The following is a 16,596-nucleotide window of genomic DNA, read 5'->3' as shown; positions in this document are numbered from 1 at the left end:
GTTGTAAGATTTTTTTTAAGCCAAAAACACTAATAATCAGTAAAAGAAATGAAGAAAAATGTACTAATCGTTTTAGGTCTTTTGACATTTTCAGGCCTTTATGCTCAGGATAATAAAACGGAGCAGGATACTTTAACGAATAACGAACTTTCGGAAGTTACCGTAATTGGAACCCGAAATAAAAATAGAGTAAAAACAGATGTACCGGTTCCGGTTGATGTTTTTAATATTTCCGAAATAACAAAAGGAGCGCCTCAGACCAGCGTAACTCAGATTTTAAATTATGTAGCGCCATCGTTTACAAGTAACGCTACATCAACAGCTGATGCAACAGACCACGTTGATCCTGCACAATTACGAGGCCTGGGACCAGATCAGGTTTTAATTTTAGTAAACGGGAAAAGAAGACACACCAGTGCTTTGGTAAATATAAACGGATCGCCGGGAAGAGGATCTGTTGGAACAGATTTAAATGCCATTCCGTCTTTTGCTATTGAGCGAATTGAAGTTCTTAGAGACGGAGCTGCCGCACAATACGGTTCTGATGCCATTGCGGGAGTTATTAATATTGTCCTTAAAAAAAATGCTAAGTATCTTTCAGGAGGAATTCAGTACGGAACCAATTTGTCATCAGGATCCAATAATTTTAAAGGCGGCGCCGATGGACAAACGGTACAGGTCGATTTAAACTACGGAACATCTTTAGGTAAACCGGGAAGTTTTTTAAATGTTACCGGAACCGCCGTAACAAGACAGGCAACAAGCCGTGCAGGAATTAGAAGCAACGGAATCTTTAATGCTTACAATGCTGTAGAAAACAGAGCAGCACAAAACGGTGTTCAGATTAATTCGCTTTTCAGCAATATCAATACAACTCCAAATTCGGCACAAATTATAAGTTCAATCCAGCAATATGCGCCGCAGGTTACTTATTTTACAACAGCACAGCAAAATGCAATTGCTTCTGCAACAACTATAACACAATTGCAGACAGCACTTAATTTTGACGTTACAAATAATGAGTTAGCTTACAGAGGACAGGAAAGAGCTGATTATAATATGAGTGTTGGTCAGTCAGAACTCGCTTCGGGACAAGCGTATTATAATGCAAAATATCCTTTAACAGAAACCACTTCTTTGTATTCATTTGGTGGAGTTTCGTATAGAGATGGTAAGTCATACGCTTTTAACAGACTTCCAAATGGTTCAGGAACTTTCACGCAAGTATATGAAAACGGATTTTTGCCAGAAATTGAATCAGGAATTTTAGATGCTTCTGCCGCACTTGGAGTCAATACACAATTATTTGGATTTGATACTGATTTGAGTTCAAACCTCGGAACAAACTCTTTTAAATATGATGTAAATAATACCATCAATGCGACTTTGGGAGTAAATTCTCCTTCAAGTTTTGATGCCGGAAAAGTTTCATTTTTACAAAGTACGACAAATTTAGATTTCACTAGGAAATTAGATGTTCTGTCAGGATTGAATGTCGCTTTTGGAGGCGAATTCAGATATGAAAATTATCAGATTAAACAAGGAGAAGAAGCTTCATACGGATTATATGATGTAAACGGAGCTTTGGTTTCTGGAATTCTGCCAAGCAATTCACCTTTAATTGTAACTGATTTCTTTGGAAATAAACGTGGAGCGGGAGCGCAGGGATTCTCGGGATTTCAGCCTTCAGATGCTAAAGAAAGAGACAGGATAAGCGGTGCAGCTTACATTGATTTAGAATTAAATGCAGCCGAAAATTGGCTTGTAAACGGAGCAGCCCGATATGAAAACTATTCAGATTTTGGAAGTACGGTTACTTTTAAACTAGCTTCTCTTTTAAAACTAAATGAGAATATCAATTGGAGAATTTCAGGACAAACAGGTTTTAGAGCGCCATCTTTACAGCAAAAATATTTTGAAAGCAGTTCAACACAATTTATTAACGGTTCGCCCTATCAGGTTGGATATTTTACAAATGATTCTCAGGCAGCAAAAAGTATTGGTGTAGAAAATTTAAAACCAGAAAAATCAAAAAGTATCAGTACAGGATTTACATTTAAAATTCCGGAAGCCAATATCACAATTGCAGCCGATGGTTATTTTACAAGAATCAACGACAGAATTGTTTTGACAGGTCAGTATTCAAGACCTACAGATGCACAAATTGCGGCAGCAACTTCTCCGCAGCAAGCAGAGGCTTTGACTTTGTTTCAACAAGCATTTGATACTAAAGGTGTAGAAAGAGCCTCATTCTGGACAAACGGAATTGACTCAGAAACTAAGGGAATTGATGTTGTAATTTCTCAAAAATATGATGTAATTCAGGATTTTGTAATCAGAAATGACTTTGCCTTGAGTTATAATGAAACCAAAAGAGTAGGAGATTTGCACATACCGCAGTCAATACTCGATGCGGGAGGAGATCCATATAAATATTCCTTTTTTCCGGAATCAAGCAGGGTTTATTTAGAAGAGGCAATTCCGAAATTGAAAGCCAATTTAACAACAACCTTTAGTATCAAAAAACTGGATATTTATTTAAGAAACAGTTATTTCGGAAAAGTTACAGATCCGGGAGCAACAGATGTTAATTTAGATGGATTCGCCTCTGTTTACGAACATCCGGAATACAGTGCAAAATTAGTAACCGATTTATCTTTCGGATATCAAATTAACGAACATTTCAGAGCAACGGTAGGCTTTAATAATATAGGAGATGTTTATCCGGACAGAAATAATCCTTCGACTCCGGCCTTTACAAATACAACTCCAACTTTATCTCCGGCGCCAAGTACCGACTTGACAAACGCAAATCAGTTTGCTTATTCAAGAGCCGTATCGCAATTTGGATTAAACGGAAGATTTGGTTTTGCACGTTTAAGCTTTAAATTCTAAAGTAGAGATGGGCCACAGATATATTGATTAAACGAATTAGCACTGATTTCTTAAATCAATGTAATCTTTTAATCTGTGGCCAGTTCTAATTTATTCAACTGTAAAGGCTTGATTTTACTGGATTGCAAAAATTTTAATGTTAAATATCAAAGTTTTATTTGTCAGTTAAATAATTATATATTACATTTACTCTATCGAATTAGTCGAATTAAAAAGTTAAATTGAAATGAAAGCAATAGCAGGAAAAAATATGATGTGTTGTAGAATGATGCAAATGTGCATCCAACCTTGCTGTTGCCAAAAGTAAAAGATACAATCTTTGTTATAGTTAAGCTATAAGCCCTTTTGGTCGCCATCCGAAAGGGCTTTTTTCGTTTCCACACTTTAAATTACAAATTATGAAAACACTAAATTCAATCGCAATAGAGTATTTATTGAGAAATGATTCTCAAAAAAATAACAACAAATCAGAAGACATAACTAAAGAAGTTGTTCGAATAAATGCAGAACAACATACAAAAAATCAAAAATCTTTATTGTTTCAAATGTATGATCTTGAAGAACAAGGAGAATACCTTTTTGTTTAAATCAGTTACAATTTCAAAAATCCATATCTATATATAGTATTAACAATATTTAAAAGCTAAGAAATCATGAGCACACAAAAATTTGCAACAAGCGCACTACACGCAGGACACGATGTTACTAAAAATTCAGGAACAAGAGCGGTGCCAATTTACCAGACATCCTCATACGTATTTAATAATGCAGATCATGCTGCCAATCTTTTTGGCCTTGCCGAAGCAGGCTTTATCTACACCAGATTAAATAATCCGACAAATGATGTTTTAGAACAGCGTTTAGCGGCGCTCGAAGGCGGAATTGGCGCTGTAGTTACAGCATCCGGAGCATCGGCCATTTCAACAGCTTTATTGACTCTGCTTAGATCAGGCGATCATATTGTCGCATCAAACAGCTTATACGGAGGAACTTATAATTTATTAAGCGTAACACTTCCCCGATTAGGAATTACAACCACTTTTGTAGATCCTTCAAACCCTGAAAATTTTACTAAAGCAGCAAAAGAAAACACCAGAGCTTTTTTTGTAGAATCTCTGGGAAATCCAAAATTAGATGTATTAGATTTAAAAGGAATTTCGGCAGAAGCCAAAGCATTTAAAGTACCCTTTATAGTAGATAATACAGTTGCGACACCTTATTTATTAAACCCAATTAAATATGGTGCCGATATTGTAATTCACTCCTTAACAAAATATATTGCCGGAAACGGAACTTCATTAGGCGGTGCGATTATCGATGCCGGAACTTTTGACTGGTCTAATGGAAAATTCCCTGAATTTACAGAACCGTCTGCAGGATATCACGGATTAGTTTATCATGAAGCCTTAGGAAATGCAGCTTTTATAGCAAAAGCCAGAATCGAAGGATTACGTGATTTTGGAGCGGCTTTAAGTCCGTTTAATGCTTTCCAGATTATCCAGGGATTAGAAACACTTCCTATCCGAATTAAAAAACACAGTGAAAATGCTTTGGCCCTGGCCGAATGGCTGGAAAAACAAGATGAGGTTGTCTGGGTAAATTATCCGGGTTTAAAATCCAGTAAATATTATGATTTAGCACAGCAATATCTTCCGGAAGGACAAAGCGGAATTATCACTTTTGGCTTAAAAGGAGGTTTTGATGCGGCCAAAAAAGTGGTAGACGAAACAAAATTGTTCTCGCTGTTAGCCAATATTGGTGATACAAAATCGCTGATTATTCACCCTGCAAGTACCACACACCAGCAATTATCTGAAGAAGAACAATTGTCGACGGGAGTTTCAAAAGATTTAGTCCGACTTTCTGTTGGGATAGAAGATATAGAAGATTTAATTGCCGATCTGCAATCAGTTTTTGAAAGCGTAACCCAGTCACAGTACAGTATCAATAAAAATTAGGTTTTTTTGTTTTTTGTTTGAAAAATTGCCTTTAGCAGCGTGAGTTCTGCTAGAGGTGATTTTTTATGATAAAGAAATCATTATAAAATTTTCCCCATGTAGAAGCACCGCAGTGCGTCAAATTTATATGGTTCAATAATATTAGGATGTATTTTAAAAATTAAAATTATGTCAAAACTTAAAATAAATATTGTTCTGTTTGGAATAGGAAATATAGGAAGCACATTAATAAATCAGATTATAGAAAGTCAGGAATTTTTTCTGCAGAGTAAAAATGTTGATTTTCATTTTCCTATTATTACCAATTCTACAGTTGCCTTTTTTGAGAAAGAAGGCGTTGGGTATGCCTGGGAAACCAATTTTAGAGAATTGGCCGTTCCGTTTAGGGTGGAGGATATTATAGAATTTGCAAAAGAAAACGAGTTCGAAAACCTAATTGCTGTTGATGCAACCGCAAGTGATGAACTCATTGGTCATTATAATACTTTGATAGAAAATGGATTTAATATCGTTGCCGTCAATAAAAAAGCAAACACGCTCCCAATTGATCTTTATAAGCAATTAAGAGAAAATCTTAAAAAATACGATAAAGAGTTTTTGTATGAAACTTCGGTTGATACCGGCTTTCCGGTTTTGCAGACTTTGAGAGACCTGTATTATTCGGGAGAAAAAATCACGAAAATACGAGGCGTGTTTTCAGACAATCTGAGTTACGTTTTTAATCGTTTTTCTGCTGAAGAAAATTCTTTTTCATCTATTTTAAAAGACGCCAGCCTTCTCGGATTGATGCGTTCAACGTTTAAAGAAGATTTATCCGGAAATGACACTGCGAGAAAGTTATTGATCTTAACCCGCGAAATAGGAAAGGAGTTTGAATTGTCAGATATAAAAATTAATCCTTTAATAGGAGAAGAACATTTAGAAAAAAACGGAATACTGAATAGAGATGCTGTTGACAGGTCATTTAAAATCAGTAAAATAACCCAGAAAGACCATCATGTATTAAGATATATTGGAGAATTTGATGTTGAGAAAAATACTTTGGAAGTAAAATTAGTTTCAGAGCCTGTAACATCGGCAATAGGACAGTTAAAAGGCTCAGATTCTATTTTTGAGATTTATACACAATCCTATGCCAATACGCCAATCGTAATCCAGAGCGCTTCACCATGCAAACAGGCCATTTCGAGAGGTTTAATAACTGATATTTTAAAAGTAGCCGAAAAGATTAAAAATAAAGAAGCGATCTGGCTTTAAAAAGTGGTTAGTATTAGTAGTTCCTTGACAGATTGAGATCCGGAAACAAGTTATTTTTTGTAAGATTTAACTTTCTTTATTTTAAATTGTAATTTTGTAAGAGGTTTTTTAACGGTAAAAAGCTGTTTTTTAACGTTTTTTACGAAAAAATGGGCTTTTGTAACTTGTTTTATTGAAAAAATATTCGCACATTTGTAAGACAAGTTAAAACTGTTAAAAAAAGAGTATTACTTGTTAAAATAAATGCACGCTTTAGAGATTCTAATCACATCTGAAAAAAGCTTTTAAAGAAAAATAATGCAAGATTTTTATAAAATAACAGTCAAATCGCAAATGAATAAGTCCCTGCAGATAAACAAGATGTTTAATGTCGCACGTATTTGTGTACGCGTCTGTTGATGCTAAAAGTATATATAAGTTCTTATAAAACTTAGACCCTTTTGGTATTAAAATCCGAAAGGGTTTTTTTATTCCTTTTGGTTACAATAACAAAGAATTAAAGAAAATATAAAGATTAAAAAATAACTAACTTAAACTTAACAATATGAGCGCAATAACTTATCTAAGAAAAAAACTTTCAACTTACAGAAACATAAAAGCTGAAAGAAACAATCCTCCGCCAGCAAACGAATTAATCCACCCAAGTTTCGGAGTATCTGAAACCGATAAAAAAGCGGAGAAAAAAGCACCAAATTCATTATTGTTTTTGATGTATTCAAAAGAAAATGAAACCCTTTTCATCTAATTTGAAAAAAACAGTCATAAAATAGGTTAAAACCTGCATAACATTACTGGGCATGACGTTCGGTAATTTTGTGCGTACGACAGTTTCTGATTGAATTATATTTAGAAAATTATACAATCAGTTTCGATAAAATTTGTTAGTTTAAGAAATTAGTAGTTAATTTGCACCGTTAAGTTCAAAAACGTATTGAAATGTTATAAAGAAAGGAGGAGGGATTAGACCCGATGAATCCTTAGCAACCCTTCGTTAATTCGAAGAAGGTGCTGCATTCTACCACGCCCAAACGTGGAAAGATAACAACAAGAATTTTTCTGGTTTCAGCCTTAGACTTTCTTTCTAATATTTCCACATACAAATCAAAAAGTAAAAAGATTTGAAATTGGAAAATATACCAAATCCCATTATAATTCAAGATTTCATCACCGAAAGTGGTGCACTATATTCGTCGTTACCGTTAAGTTTTACACTTTCTGGTAAACAGCTGCATAATGCTCCAATTGTTTTGGTAAATCATGCCTTAACCGGAAATGCTCAGGTTACCGGCGAAAATGGCTGGTGGAGTGATTTAATTGGTGAAGAAAAAACAATAGACACTAATCAATATACCGTTCTGGCATTTAATGTTCCGGGAAATGGGAATGATTCTTTCGTAATCGAAAATTATCAGGATTTTACAACCAGAGATATCGCAAAAATCTTCATTAAAGGCTTAAAAGCGTTACATATCGATCAGGTATTTGCTATAATCGGCGGTTCTGTAGGCGGCGGAATTGCGTGGGAAATTTTAGCCTTGGAACCCCATATTACTGAACATTTAATTCCTATTGCAACCGACTGGAAATCGACTGACTGGATGATCGCTAATTGTTATCTGCAAGAGCAGATTTTAAACAATTCGTCAAAGCCAATTGAAGATGCCAGAATTCATGCCATGTTATGTTACCGCTCTCCGGAATCATTCAAAGAAAAATTTAAACGTACAATCAATCAGGATCTTTTGATTTTTAATATTGAAAGCTGGCTGGCGCATCACGGCAAAAAATTACAGCAGCGTTATCAATTATCATCTTATAAATTGATGAACCAGCTGCTCAAAACAATAGATATTACCAGAAATAGTGAGGATTTCGAAACGTTAATATCCAAAACAAGTGCAGCGATTCATATCGTGGCCATCAATTCGGATTTGTTTTTTACACCAAAAGAAAATCTGGAAACCTACAATGAATTAAAGAAATTTAAAAACAATGTTTTTTACAGCGAAATTGATTCAGTTCACGGACATGACGCTTTTTTAATCGAGTACAAACAATTAGATCATTTACTTGCCGATATTTTTAAGGCAGAAACAATAGCAAAATAAAATGAAAATATTAAAATTTGGAGGTAAATCATTAGCCAACGGAGAAGGACTTAACAAAGTAGTTTCAATCATTTCTGATAAAATAAATCAAGGCGAAAAAATAGCCGTAGTGGTTTCTGCGCGTGGAAATGCCACAGATGAATTAGAAGACATCTTAAGAATTGCAGCTAAAAACGGAAATTATAAACCGCTTTTAGAAAGTTTTAAAGCCTACCAGACTTCAGATTATCCTAACGTGGATTTATCTGAAGAATTTAATATTTTAGATAAATTATTTGAAGGAGTAAGTCTGATTGGGGATTACAGCAATAAAATCAAAGATCAGATTTTGTCTAAAGGCGAATTGCTTTCGGCTAAATTACTGACTTCAATTTTAGTTGAAAAAGGAATTCCTGCCAATTTTGTTGATACAAGAGAATTGCTTAAAACAGATTCTAAATTTGGTGACGCTCAGCCTTTGGAACAATTATCTAAGAAAAACGTCATCAATTATTTCAAGCTTCACAATGGTGAAACGGTAAATATTGTTACAGGTTTCATTGGCTCCAACAACAACAACGATACGACAACTTTAGGAAGAAACGGAAGCAATTATACAGCTTCGTTAATTGCTAATTATTTAGATGCAGAAGAGCTTCAAAACTTTACACACGTTGACGGAATTTACACGGCAAATCCTGATTTAGTTGCCGATGCAAAAAAAATAGAATATTTATCTTTTAATGAAGCAAATGAGCTGGCCAATTTTGGAGCAACAATTCTGCACGCTAAAACGATAATTCCATTATTAGAAAAAAATATTCCGCTTCGTATTTTAAATACATTTAATCACGAAAATCACGGAACTTTAATTACTTCAAATTCTCAAAAAGAAGGAATCAAAACACTTTCTGTTTTAGAAAATGTTTCTCTTGTAAATCTTGAAGGCCGCGGATTACTTGGAAAAGCCGGAGTCGATGCCCGAATTTTTAAAGTAATGGGCGATCATAACATCAGCGTAAGCATCATTTCGCAAGGTTCTTCAGAAAGAGGAATTGGACTTGTTGTGGCAAAAGAAAAAGCAACCCTGGCAATGGTAGAATTAGAAAAAGAGTTCGAAAATGACTTTTATTCTAAAGATGTAAACCAGATTACGGTAACAGATAATGTGTCTGTAATTTCGATTATTGGACAGGATTTAAGTACTTTCCACAAACCTTATACAGCATTAATTAAAAATAAAATAGTTCCAATTTTATTCAATAACACCGTTACAGGTAAAAACGTGAGTTTGGTTGTTAAAAAAGAAGAACTGAACAAAGCTTTAAATGTAATTCACGGAGAGATTTTTGGGGTTTCTAAAAAAATTAACATTGCGATTTTCGGTCACGGATTGGTTGGCGGTACTTTGATTAATCAAATTTTAGAATCAGCTTCAGCAATTGAAAAACGTAAAGATATTAAGCTGAATGTTTTTGCGATTGCCAATTCTAAAAAACTGCTTTTAAATAAAAATGGCGTAACTTCAAGCTGGAAAAGCGACATTGAAACAAAAGGAGAACCTTATACAATCAAAGATATTATTGCTTACGCAAATGAATATCACTTAGAAAACCTAATTGCAATTGATAATACAGCAAGTGCATCATTTGTAGAAAATTATGTTCCGCTTGTAGAGAGCAGTTTCGATTTGATTTCTTCAAACAAAGTGGCCAATACATTAACGTATGGTTTTTATAAAGAACTGAGAAAAGCTTTAACAGAAAATCAAAAGAATTATTTATACGAAACCAATGTTGGTGCAGGTTTGCCGCTAATTGATACAATTAAATTGCTTCATCTTTCGGGAGAAAATATCACAAAAATTAAAGGAGTTTTCTCCGGAACGTTAAGTTATTTATTTAATAATTTCTCTTCAAAAGATGTTCCGTTTAGTGAAATCCTAAAAGAAGCAATTGATAACGGATATACAGAACCAGACCCTCGCGAGGATTTATGCGGAAATGACGTGGGAAGAAAATTATTGATTTTGGCAAGAGAGTTAGATTTACAAAATGAATTTGAAGAAATTTCAATTCAAAACCTGATTCCGGAACATTTGAGAGAAGGAAATGTTGCTGATTTCTTAACGAAATTAAAAGAATTTGATCCTATTTATGAGAAGATAAAAGCAGAACAACAGCCAAATCACGTTTTAAGATACATTGGAGAATTGTCTGGTGATTTGCAGAATGACAAAGGAAATCTGGAAGTGAAATTAGTTTCTGTTTCTTCGGATACTGCTCTTGGCGGTTTAAAAGGATCTGATTCTTTCTTCGAAATTTATACAGAATCTTACGGAGATCGTCCAATCGTTATTCAGGGAGCCGGTGCAGGCTCTGCAGTAACAGCAAGAGGAGTTTTTGGTGATATTTTGAGATTATCGGATAAGGGATAATTTTAGATTTTAGATTCAGTTTGTCATTGCGAGGAACGAAGCAATCACATTTGCAAAATTAAGCTTTTTGTAATTGCTTCGTTCCTCGCAATGACAAAAACTGAGAAAATTGAATTAAAAAACAAAAAAAATTAACAACACAATGAAAGTAACTTTAAACAGAGTAAATGACGCATTTCATTTTAAACTAAAAAATGAACGCGGACACGTAGTTGACGTTGACAGCAGGGCCGAATTTGGCGGAAGCGATTTAGGCGCAAGTCCAATGGAACTTGTATTAATGGGTGTTGCCGGATGCAGTGCAATTGATATGATTTCGATTTTAAAAAAGCAGCGTCAGGAAATCACTTCTTTTAATGCTGAGGTTGAAGGAACACGTGTACAGATTGAAGAAGCAAAACCTTTTAAAGAAATCGATGTGGTTTTTTATTTAGAAGGCGACATCAATCCGGAAAAAGCACAGCGTGCCGCACAGCTTTCTTTTGAGAAATACTGCTCAGTTGCCAAAACAGTCGAACCAACCGCAGCAATTAAATACAAAGTTGTCCTGAACAACGAAGAATTAAAATAATTAGAAAATTAGTCATTTAGATAATTTCTCTAGGCAGTTTGAATTTTAAGTTTGGTAATAACATGAAACGTTAAACCTGAAACTTCAAACAAAAAACAAAAAACAACACAATGAATATAGAAGATTTGGGTTTTGAAACACAAGCCATCAGAACACATTTAGAAAAAACGCAATTTCAGGAGCATTCAACTCCTTTGTACTTATCATCAAGTTTCATATTTGAAGATGCAGAGGATATGAGAGCTTCTTTCACCGAAGAAAAAGTCCGTAATATTTACTCTCGTTTCAGCAATCCGAATACAACAGAATTTGTAGATAAAGTTTGTGCGATGGAAGGTGCCGAAGCAGGTTATGCTTTTGCAACTGGAATGGCGGCAATCTACTCAACTTTTGCAGCTTTATTAGAATCAGGAGATCATATCGTTTCTGCAGGAAGCGTTTTTGGTTCGACTCACGCATTGTTTATGACGTATTTTCCAAAATGGAAAATTGAAACTTCGTATTTTGATATCAATAAACCAGAAACAATTGAGAGTTTTATTAAACCAAATACTAAAATTTTATATGCCGAAACACCTACAAATCCAGGTGTAGATGTGATTGATTTAGAATTATTGGGGCAAATTGCAAAAAAACACAATCTGATTTTAATTATCGACAACTGTTTTGCAACGCCTTATATTCAACAGCCAATTAAATATGGTGCACATATTGTAGTTCATTCTGCTACAAAATTAATAGACGGTCAAGGCCGTGTTTTAGGAGGAGTTGCAGTTGGAGACGCAGAATTAATTCGTCAAATATATCTGTTTTCAAGAAATACAGGGCCGGCAATGTCCCCGTTTAATGCTTGGGTTTTGTCAAAAAGTTTAGAAACTTTGGCTGTTCGAGTAGAGAAACATTGTGAAAATGCTTTAAAAGTAGCTGAATTTTTAGAAAGCCATCCGAATGTAAATAGTGTAAAATATCCATTCCTGAAATCACATCCAAAATATGAAATTGCCAAAAAACAAATGCTTTTAGGCGGTAACATTATTGCAATCGAGATTAAAGGCGGTCTTGAAGCAGGAAGAAAATTCCTGAACAAAATTAAATTATGTTCTCTTTCTGCAAATATTGGCGATGTAAAAACAATTGTAACACATCCTGCATCGACAACTCACAGCAAATTGTCTGAAGAAGATCAATTAGCAGTTGGAATTACGCAAGGTTTGGTTCGTGTTTCTGTTGGTTTGGAAGCCGTAGAAGATGTAATTGCTGATTTAAAACAAGCGCTGGAATAAAAATTTTAGATATTAGATTTTCAATTTATATTTTATATAATGACGATTTTTGACTGTAAATTTATTACTGTTAAAAATCGTCATTCTTTTTGGTGGTTATTTGAGTAAAAAATATATTTTTGCTCCAACTAAATTAATAATTAACCAATTTAAAAAACTAACTATGAGCAGCTCTACTTATATTCTTGATGAAAAATTAATAGCTTCAAACGGAAGCCGATTTGCAAACTATATTATAGATATTATTGCCATACTTTTTCTAATTTTTGTTTTTGGGATTGTTGTGGCTCTTTTAGGAAATCTTTTTGGTTTGCAGGGAATAGTATTCTGGCTGGGAAATATGAGTGATTTTGAAGGGCAGATTCTTTTTCTTGCTATTTCTATTTTTTACTATTCTTTTATGGAAGGCATTTTTGGAAGATCATTAGGTAAATTTATTACAGGAACTGTTGTGGTAGATGAAAATGGAGAAAAACCTTCTTTCGGAACGATCTTTAAAAGAACATTGTGCAGATTAATTCCTTTTGATGGATTTTCTTTTTTAGGAAGCAGAGGCTGGCATGATTCTATTTCTGATACCTATGTTGTCAATAAAAGAGATTTGGAAAAAGAAGTAAAACTATTTCATGAGTTCAACTTAATTGGGAGTAACGAATTAAATTGATAGAATAAGTAGAATATAAATCTTAATCTTTATTTTTCTCATTTAAAAAGCCTATTTTTGTTGCAGAATAATATAAAGCTTGTTTATTTTAGAAATAACCTAAAATTTGCAGCCGAAATCTAAAATGTAAAGATGCTTTCAAAGAAAACAAAATACGGAATTAAGGCTTTAACTTATTTAGCGAGGAGAGAAAACAATGAACCTGTTCAAATTGCCGAAATTGCGAAAAGTGAACATATTTCGATAAAATTTCTGGAAAGTATTTTATTATTATTGAGAAATTCGGGATTTCTTGGAGCCAAAAAAGGTAAAGGCGGAGGTTATTACCTGATAAAAGATCCAAAAGATATCAGTATGGCCAAGGTTTATAGAATTCTTGAAGGCCCTATTGCGCTGCTTCCTTGTGCAAGTCATAACTTCTATGAAAAATGTGATGACTGCGATGACGAATCAACCTGTGCCGCGAGACGTTTGATGACAGAAGTTAGGGATAATACACTTAAAATACTAGAAAGTAATTCATTAGCAGATATTGCTTTTTAAGCTAAATTGACTGCAATAAATATAAAACAAAGGCCATTTCGTGAATTCATGAAATGGCCTTTGTTTTTATTACATTCTAAAAAATCAGTTTATATCCTGCAATAAAAAGCATTACTGCAATGGCATTTCTTAAAAATAAATCAGGTACTTTTCCGCTTAAGCTGCTTCCGATATAAATTCCGGGAAGAGATCCCAATAATAATTGTCCCAATAATACTAAATCTAAATTTCCCATAGACGCGTGTCCAATTCCTGCGACCAATGTTAAAGGAACAGCATGCGCAATTTCAGTACCTACCAAACGAGGTGTTGGTAAAAGCGGATAAAGGAAAAATAAAGTTACTGTTCCAAGTGCGCCGGCTCCAATAGAAGTTAATGTAACCGTTGCGCCCAATAATACTCCAATTCCCACCGTGAGCATATTTTGAGTGTGGCTTTCGCTGTGAAATTTATCTCCGGCATGCTTTTGAGAAAATTTTAAAATTTTATTTTTAAAGATAATAGCGACCGAAGTAAATAACAATGCCCACCCTAAACTGTATTTAATAACACTGTTTATAGTTTCTATATCTGTTTTGATGCTGTTTAAGATCCATAAAGTAAGCAAAGAAGCCGGAACACTTCCTAATGTAAGCCATCCTGTAATTTTCCAGTTGATATTGCCTTTTTTATTGTGAACAAATATTCCGCCGGCTTTTGTAAATGCGGCATAAAGTAAATCGGTTCCAACAGCTGTTGTGGGAGAAATATTAAAATATAATAAAATAGGTGTCATTAAAGAACCGCCTCCAACACCTGTTAACCCAACAATAAAACCAACTACTAAACCGGCAATTACAAGACCTATTTGAAAATCCATAAAAAAAATTTGCCGCTAAAATAAAGACATTTTTATAATTATCCTATGGAAATTGTAGAGATTAAGATTTATTTTGACAGCCAAACTTTTTAATCGGATATATTGTTTAAATACGTCGATATTATGTGTTATTTGTGATATTAATTTGATTATTTCTTTCAATTTGAACCAGAGCAGGTTAAAGGTTAAAAAAAACGAGGCTATTTATTTTGAGTTTTAGAAATAAATAGTATTTTTGCAAAGTAATCTATTAACCCGATAGGGTAATAGTTTTTAAGTAAATCAATCATTTCTAAATATGGAAAAAGAACTGAAAATAAATACGGGTGATTCTTTTAAAGAAAAACTCTGGATTGGAATCCCTGTTGTTTTACTAGTAGGTTTGTTAAGTGTATTGATATACAATCATCACGCTGAATTTACGTGGAGCGGATTTGTGAATGGATTTAATGAAGAATTCCTGGTGTTTTTTGCGATTGGAGTTTTTGCCCAGTTAGTAGACGGGGCTTTAGGAATGGGATACGGAGCAACTTCTACGTCATTTTTATTGGCTTATGGAGTTCCGCCGGTTGTGAGCAGTACAGCAGTTCATGTTTCTGAAATGTTTACAACGGGAGCATCAGCGCTATCGCATCATCGTTTTGGGAACATTAATAAAAAACTGGTAAAACATTTATTGATTCCTGGAGTTTTGGGTTCTATTACAGGAGCTTATTTATTGTCTGATATAATTAATGGAGATATAATTAAACCTTTCATTGCGGTTTACATGATTATTTTGGCAGTAATCATTATTAAAAAAGCTTTAAAGAAAAATGTTGAGAAAAAGAAAACTAAAAAATTAGGCATTTTAGCTGTTTTTGGAGGTTTTATGGATTCAGTTGGAGGCGGAGGATGGGGGCCAATTGTGACTTCAACATTATTAGGAAGAGGAAGAAACCCAAAATATACTATTGGTTCTGTGAATGCGGCTGAGTTTGCAATTTCGTTTGCAAGTGGCATCACATTCATGCTTTTTGGCGGAATTCACGGCTGGCAGGTAATTATCGGATTGATTGTAGGAGGAGTAATTGCAGCACCTATAGCCGCATTTTTAGTAAATAAAATTAAAAGAAAACCAATGATGATTGCGGTTGGAATCTTAATCATCATATTGAGTTTAAAAACATTATCTAAATTGTTATAAAGATTTAGAAAGGAAAGAGAATATGAGTGCGACAATTGTAGAGTCATTATTAGAACAAACTAAGGATTTTTCGTTAGAACAAACTTTAAGTTTTTTAGCAGAAAAATATCCAAATCAGGTGATTTTTTCCACTTCATTTGGACAGGAGGATCAGGTAATTACCGATTTTATCTTCAAAAATGATATTGCTATTAAGGTTTTTACCTTAGATACAGGAAGATTATTTCAGGAAACGTATGATGTTTTTCACAGGACATTAAAAAAGTACAAAAAACAAATTGAAGTGTATTTTCCGGAAGCGGCATCAGTAGAAAATTTACTTCAGACAAAAGGCCCGAACAGTTTTTACGATTCGGTTGAAAACAGAAAAGAATGCTGTTTTATTCGAAAAGTAGTTCCGCTTAGAAAAGCTTTGGCAGGAAATGCAGTCTGGATTACCGGATTAAGAGCCGAACAATCGGAAAACAGACACGATTTAAATTTGTTTGAATATGACGGCGGTTTCGAAATTATCAAATTCAATCCGTTATTAAAATGGACTTTAGAAGAAGTTGAAAATCATCTGAAAGAATTTAATGTTCCACAGAATGCTTTACACAAAGAAGGTTTCATAAGCATTGGATGCGCGCCTTGTACAAGAGCCATTTTTCCCGGAGAAGATATCAGAGCCGGAAGATGGTGGTGGGAATCGAGCCATAAAGAGTGTGGTTTGCATAGCGCTAAAAAAGAATAAAGAAGCAAGAGGCAAGAAAATAGAGAATAGAATAAAGATATAGATTTAAAGTTCCGAAGGAACAATTCATATTGTAGCGCCGGATTTTAATCCGGGAGAGATAGGAGAAGAAATTTATATTTT

14 protein-coding genes and 1 riboswitch are annotated in these 16,596 nt (G+C 34.1%); of the genes, 13 read left to right on the top strand and 1 reads right to left on the bottom strand.

Annotation, left to right across the window (positions count from 1 at the left end; genetic code table 11):
- The first annotated feature begins 48 nt into the window (after positions 1-48).
- The 11 genes from ASE21_RS04545 (at position 49) to ASE21_RS04495 (ending at position 13,695) form a co-directional block, all read left to right on the top strand.
- On the top strand, positions 49-2,895 hold the full coding sequence (locus ASE21_RS04545; protein WP_057121393.1) for a TonB-dependent receptor plug domain-containing protein: 2,847 nt from the start codon (positions 49-51) through the stop codon (positions 2,893-2,895).
- Positions 2,896-3,293: 398 nt separating this feature from the next.
- A complete protein-coding gene (locus ASE21_RS04540) occupies positions 3,294-3,482 on the top strand; it encodes a hypothetical protein (protein ID WP_057121391.1) in 189 nt (62 codons plus the stop codon).
- Between the two features lie 66 nt (positions 3,483-3,548).
- Positions 3,549-4,853 (top strand): O-acetylhomoserine aminocarboxypropyltransferase/cysteine synthase family protein, encoded by a 1,305-nt coding sequence (locus ASE21_RS04535; protein WP_057121389.1) that lies wholly within the window; start codon positions 3,549-3,551, stop codon positions 4,851-4,853.
- Between the two features lie 168 nt (positions 4,854-5,021).
- Positions 5,022-6,110, top strand: a complete 1,089-nt coding sequence (locus ASE21_RS04530) for an aspartate kinase (RefSeq protein ID WP_057121387.1) — start codon at positions 5,022-5,024, stop codon at positions 6,108-6,110.
- Positions 6,111-6,654: 544 nt separating this feature from the next.
- Entirely contained in the window at positions 6,655-6,855 is a 201-nt protein-coding gene (locus ASE21_RS04525) for a hypothetical protein (RefSeq protein WP_057121385.1), read from the top strand.
- 191 nt (positions 6,856-7,046) lie between these two features.
- Positions 7,047-7,155, top strand: a riboswitch (SAM riboswitch).
- 79 nt (positions 7,156-7,234) lie between these two features.
- Positions 7,235-8,218, top strand: a complete 984-nt coding sequence (locus ASE21_RS04520) for an alpha/beta fold hydrolase (RefSeq protein ID WP_242410222.1) — start codon at positions 7,235-7,237, stop codon at positions 8,216-8,218.
- Between the two features lies 1 nt (position 8,219).
- A complete protein-coding gene (gene thrA, locus ASE21_RS04515; RefSeq protein WP_057121381.1) occupies positions 8,220-10,634 on the top strand; it encodes a bifunctional aspartate kinase/homoserine dehydrogenase I in 2,415 nt (804 codons plus the stop codon).
- A 142-nt stretch (positions 10,635-10,776) separates the two neighbouring features.
- Complete coding sequence (locus ASE21_RS04510) at positions 10,777-11,205, top strand: OsmC family protein (protein ID WP_057121379.1); 429 nt, start codon at positions 10,777-10,779, stop codon at positions 11,203-11,205.
- 110 nt (positions 11,206-11,315) lie between these two features.
- Complete coding sequence (locus tag ASE21_RS04505) at positions 11,316-12,488, top strand: trans-sulfuration enzyme family protein (protein WP_057121377.1); 1,173 nt, start codon at positions 11,316-11,318, stop codon at positions 12,486-12,488.
- Between the two features lie 163 nt (positions 12,489-12,651).
- Positions 12,652-13,152: an RDD family protein gene (locus tag ASE21_RS04500; RefSeq protein ID WP_057122328.1), complete on the top strand. Its 501-nt coding sequence runs from the start codon at positions 12,652-12,654 to the stop codon at positions 13,150-13,152.
- A gap of 132 nt (positions 13,153-13,284) precedes the next feature.
- Entirely contained in the window at positions 13,285-13,695 is a 411-nt protein-coding gene (locus tag ASE21_RS04495) for an RrF2 family transcriptional regulator (RefSeq protein WP_012023576.1), read from the top strand.
- Positions 13,696-13,771: 76 nt separating this feature from the next.
- On the opposite strand, the gene ASE21_RS04490 is transcribed toward ASE21_RS04495, so the two are convergent.
- The gene (locus ASE21_RS04490; RefSeq protein WP_057121375.1) at positions 13,772-14,554 is read right to left on the bottom strand and encodes a sulfite exporter TauE/SafE family protein; all 783 of its coding nucleotides are present in this window, start codon (positions 14,552-14,554) and stop codon (positions 13,772-13,774) included.
- A 298-nt stretch (positions 14,555-14,852) separates the two neighbouring features.
- Between ASE21_RS04490 and ASE21_RS04485 the strand changes: the two genes are divergently transcribed.
- Entirely contained in the window at positions 14,853-15,740 is an 888-nt protein-coding gene (locus ASE21_RS04485; protein ID WP_057121374.1) for a sulfite exporter TauE/SafE family protein, read from the top strand.
- A gap of 22 nt (positions 15,741-15,762) precedes the next feature.
- Positions 15,763-16,473: a phosphoadenylyl-sulfate reductase gene (locus ASE21_RS04480; protein WP_057121373.1), complete on the top strand. Its 711-nt coding sequence runs from the start codon at positions 15,763-15,765 to the stop codon at positions 16,471-16,473.
- Positions 16,474-16,596: the final 123 nt, after the last annotated feature.

The sequence above is a fragment of the Flavobacterium sp. Root901 genome (assembly GCF_001429765.1).
Classification (GTDB): Bacteria; Bacteroidota; Bacteroidia; order Flavobacteriales; family Flavobacteriaceae; genus Flavobacterium.
Note: the sequence above shows the minus strand (reverse complement) of the source record. Positions and strands in the feature narration are given on the sequence as shown.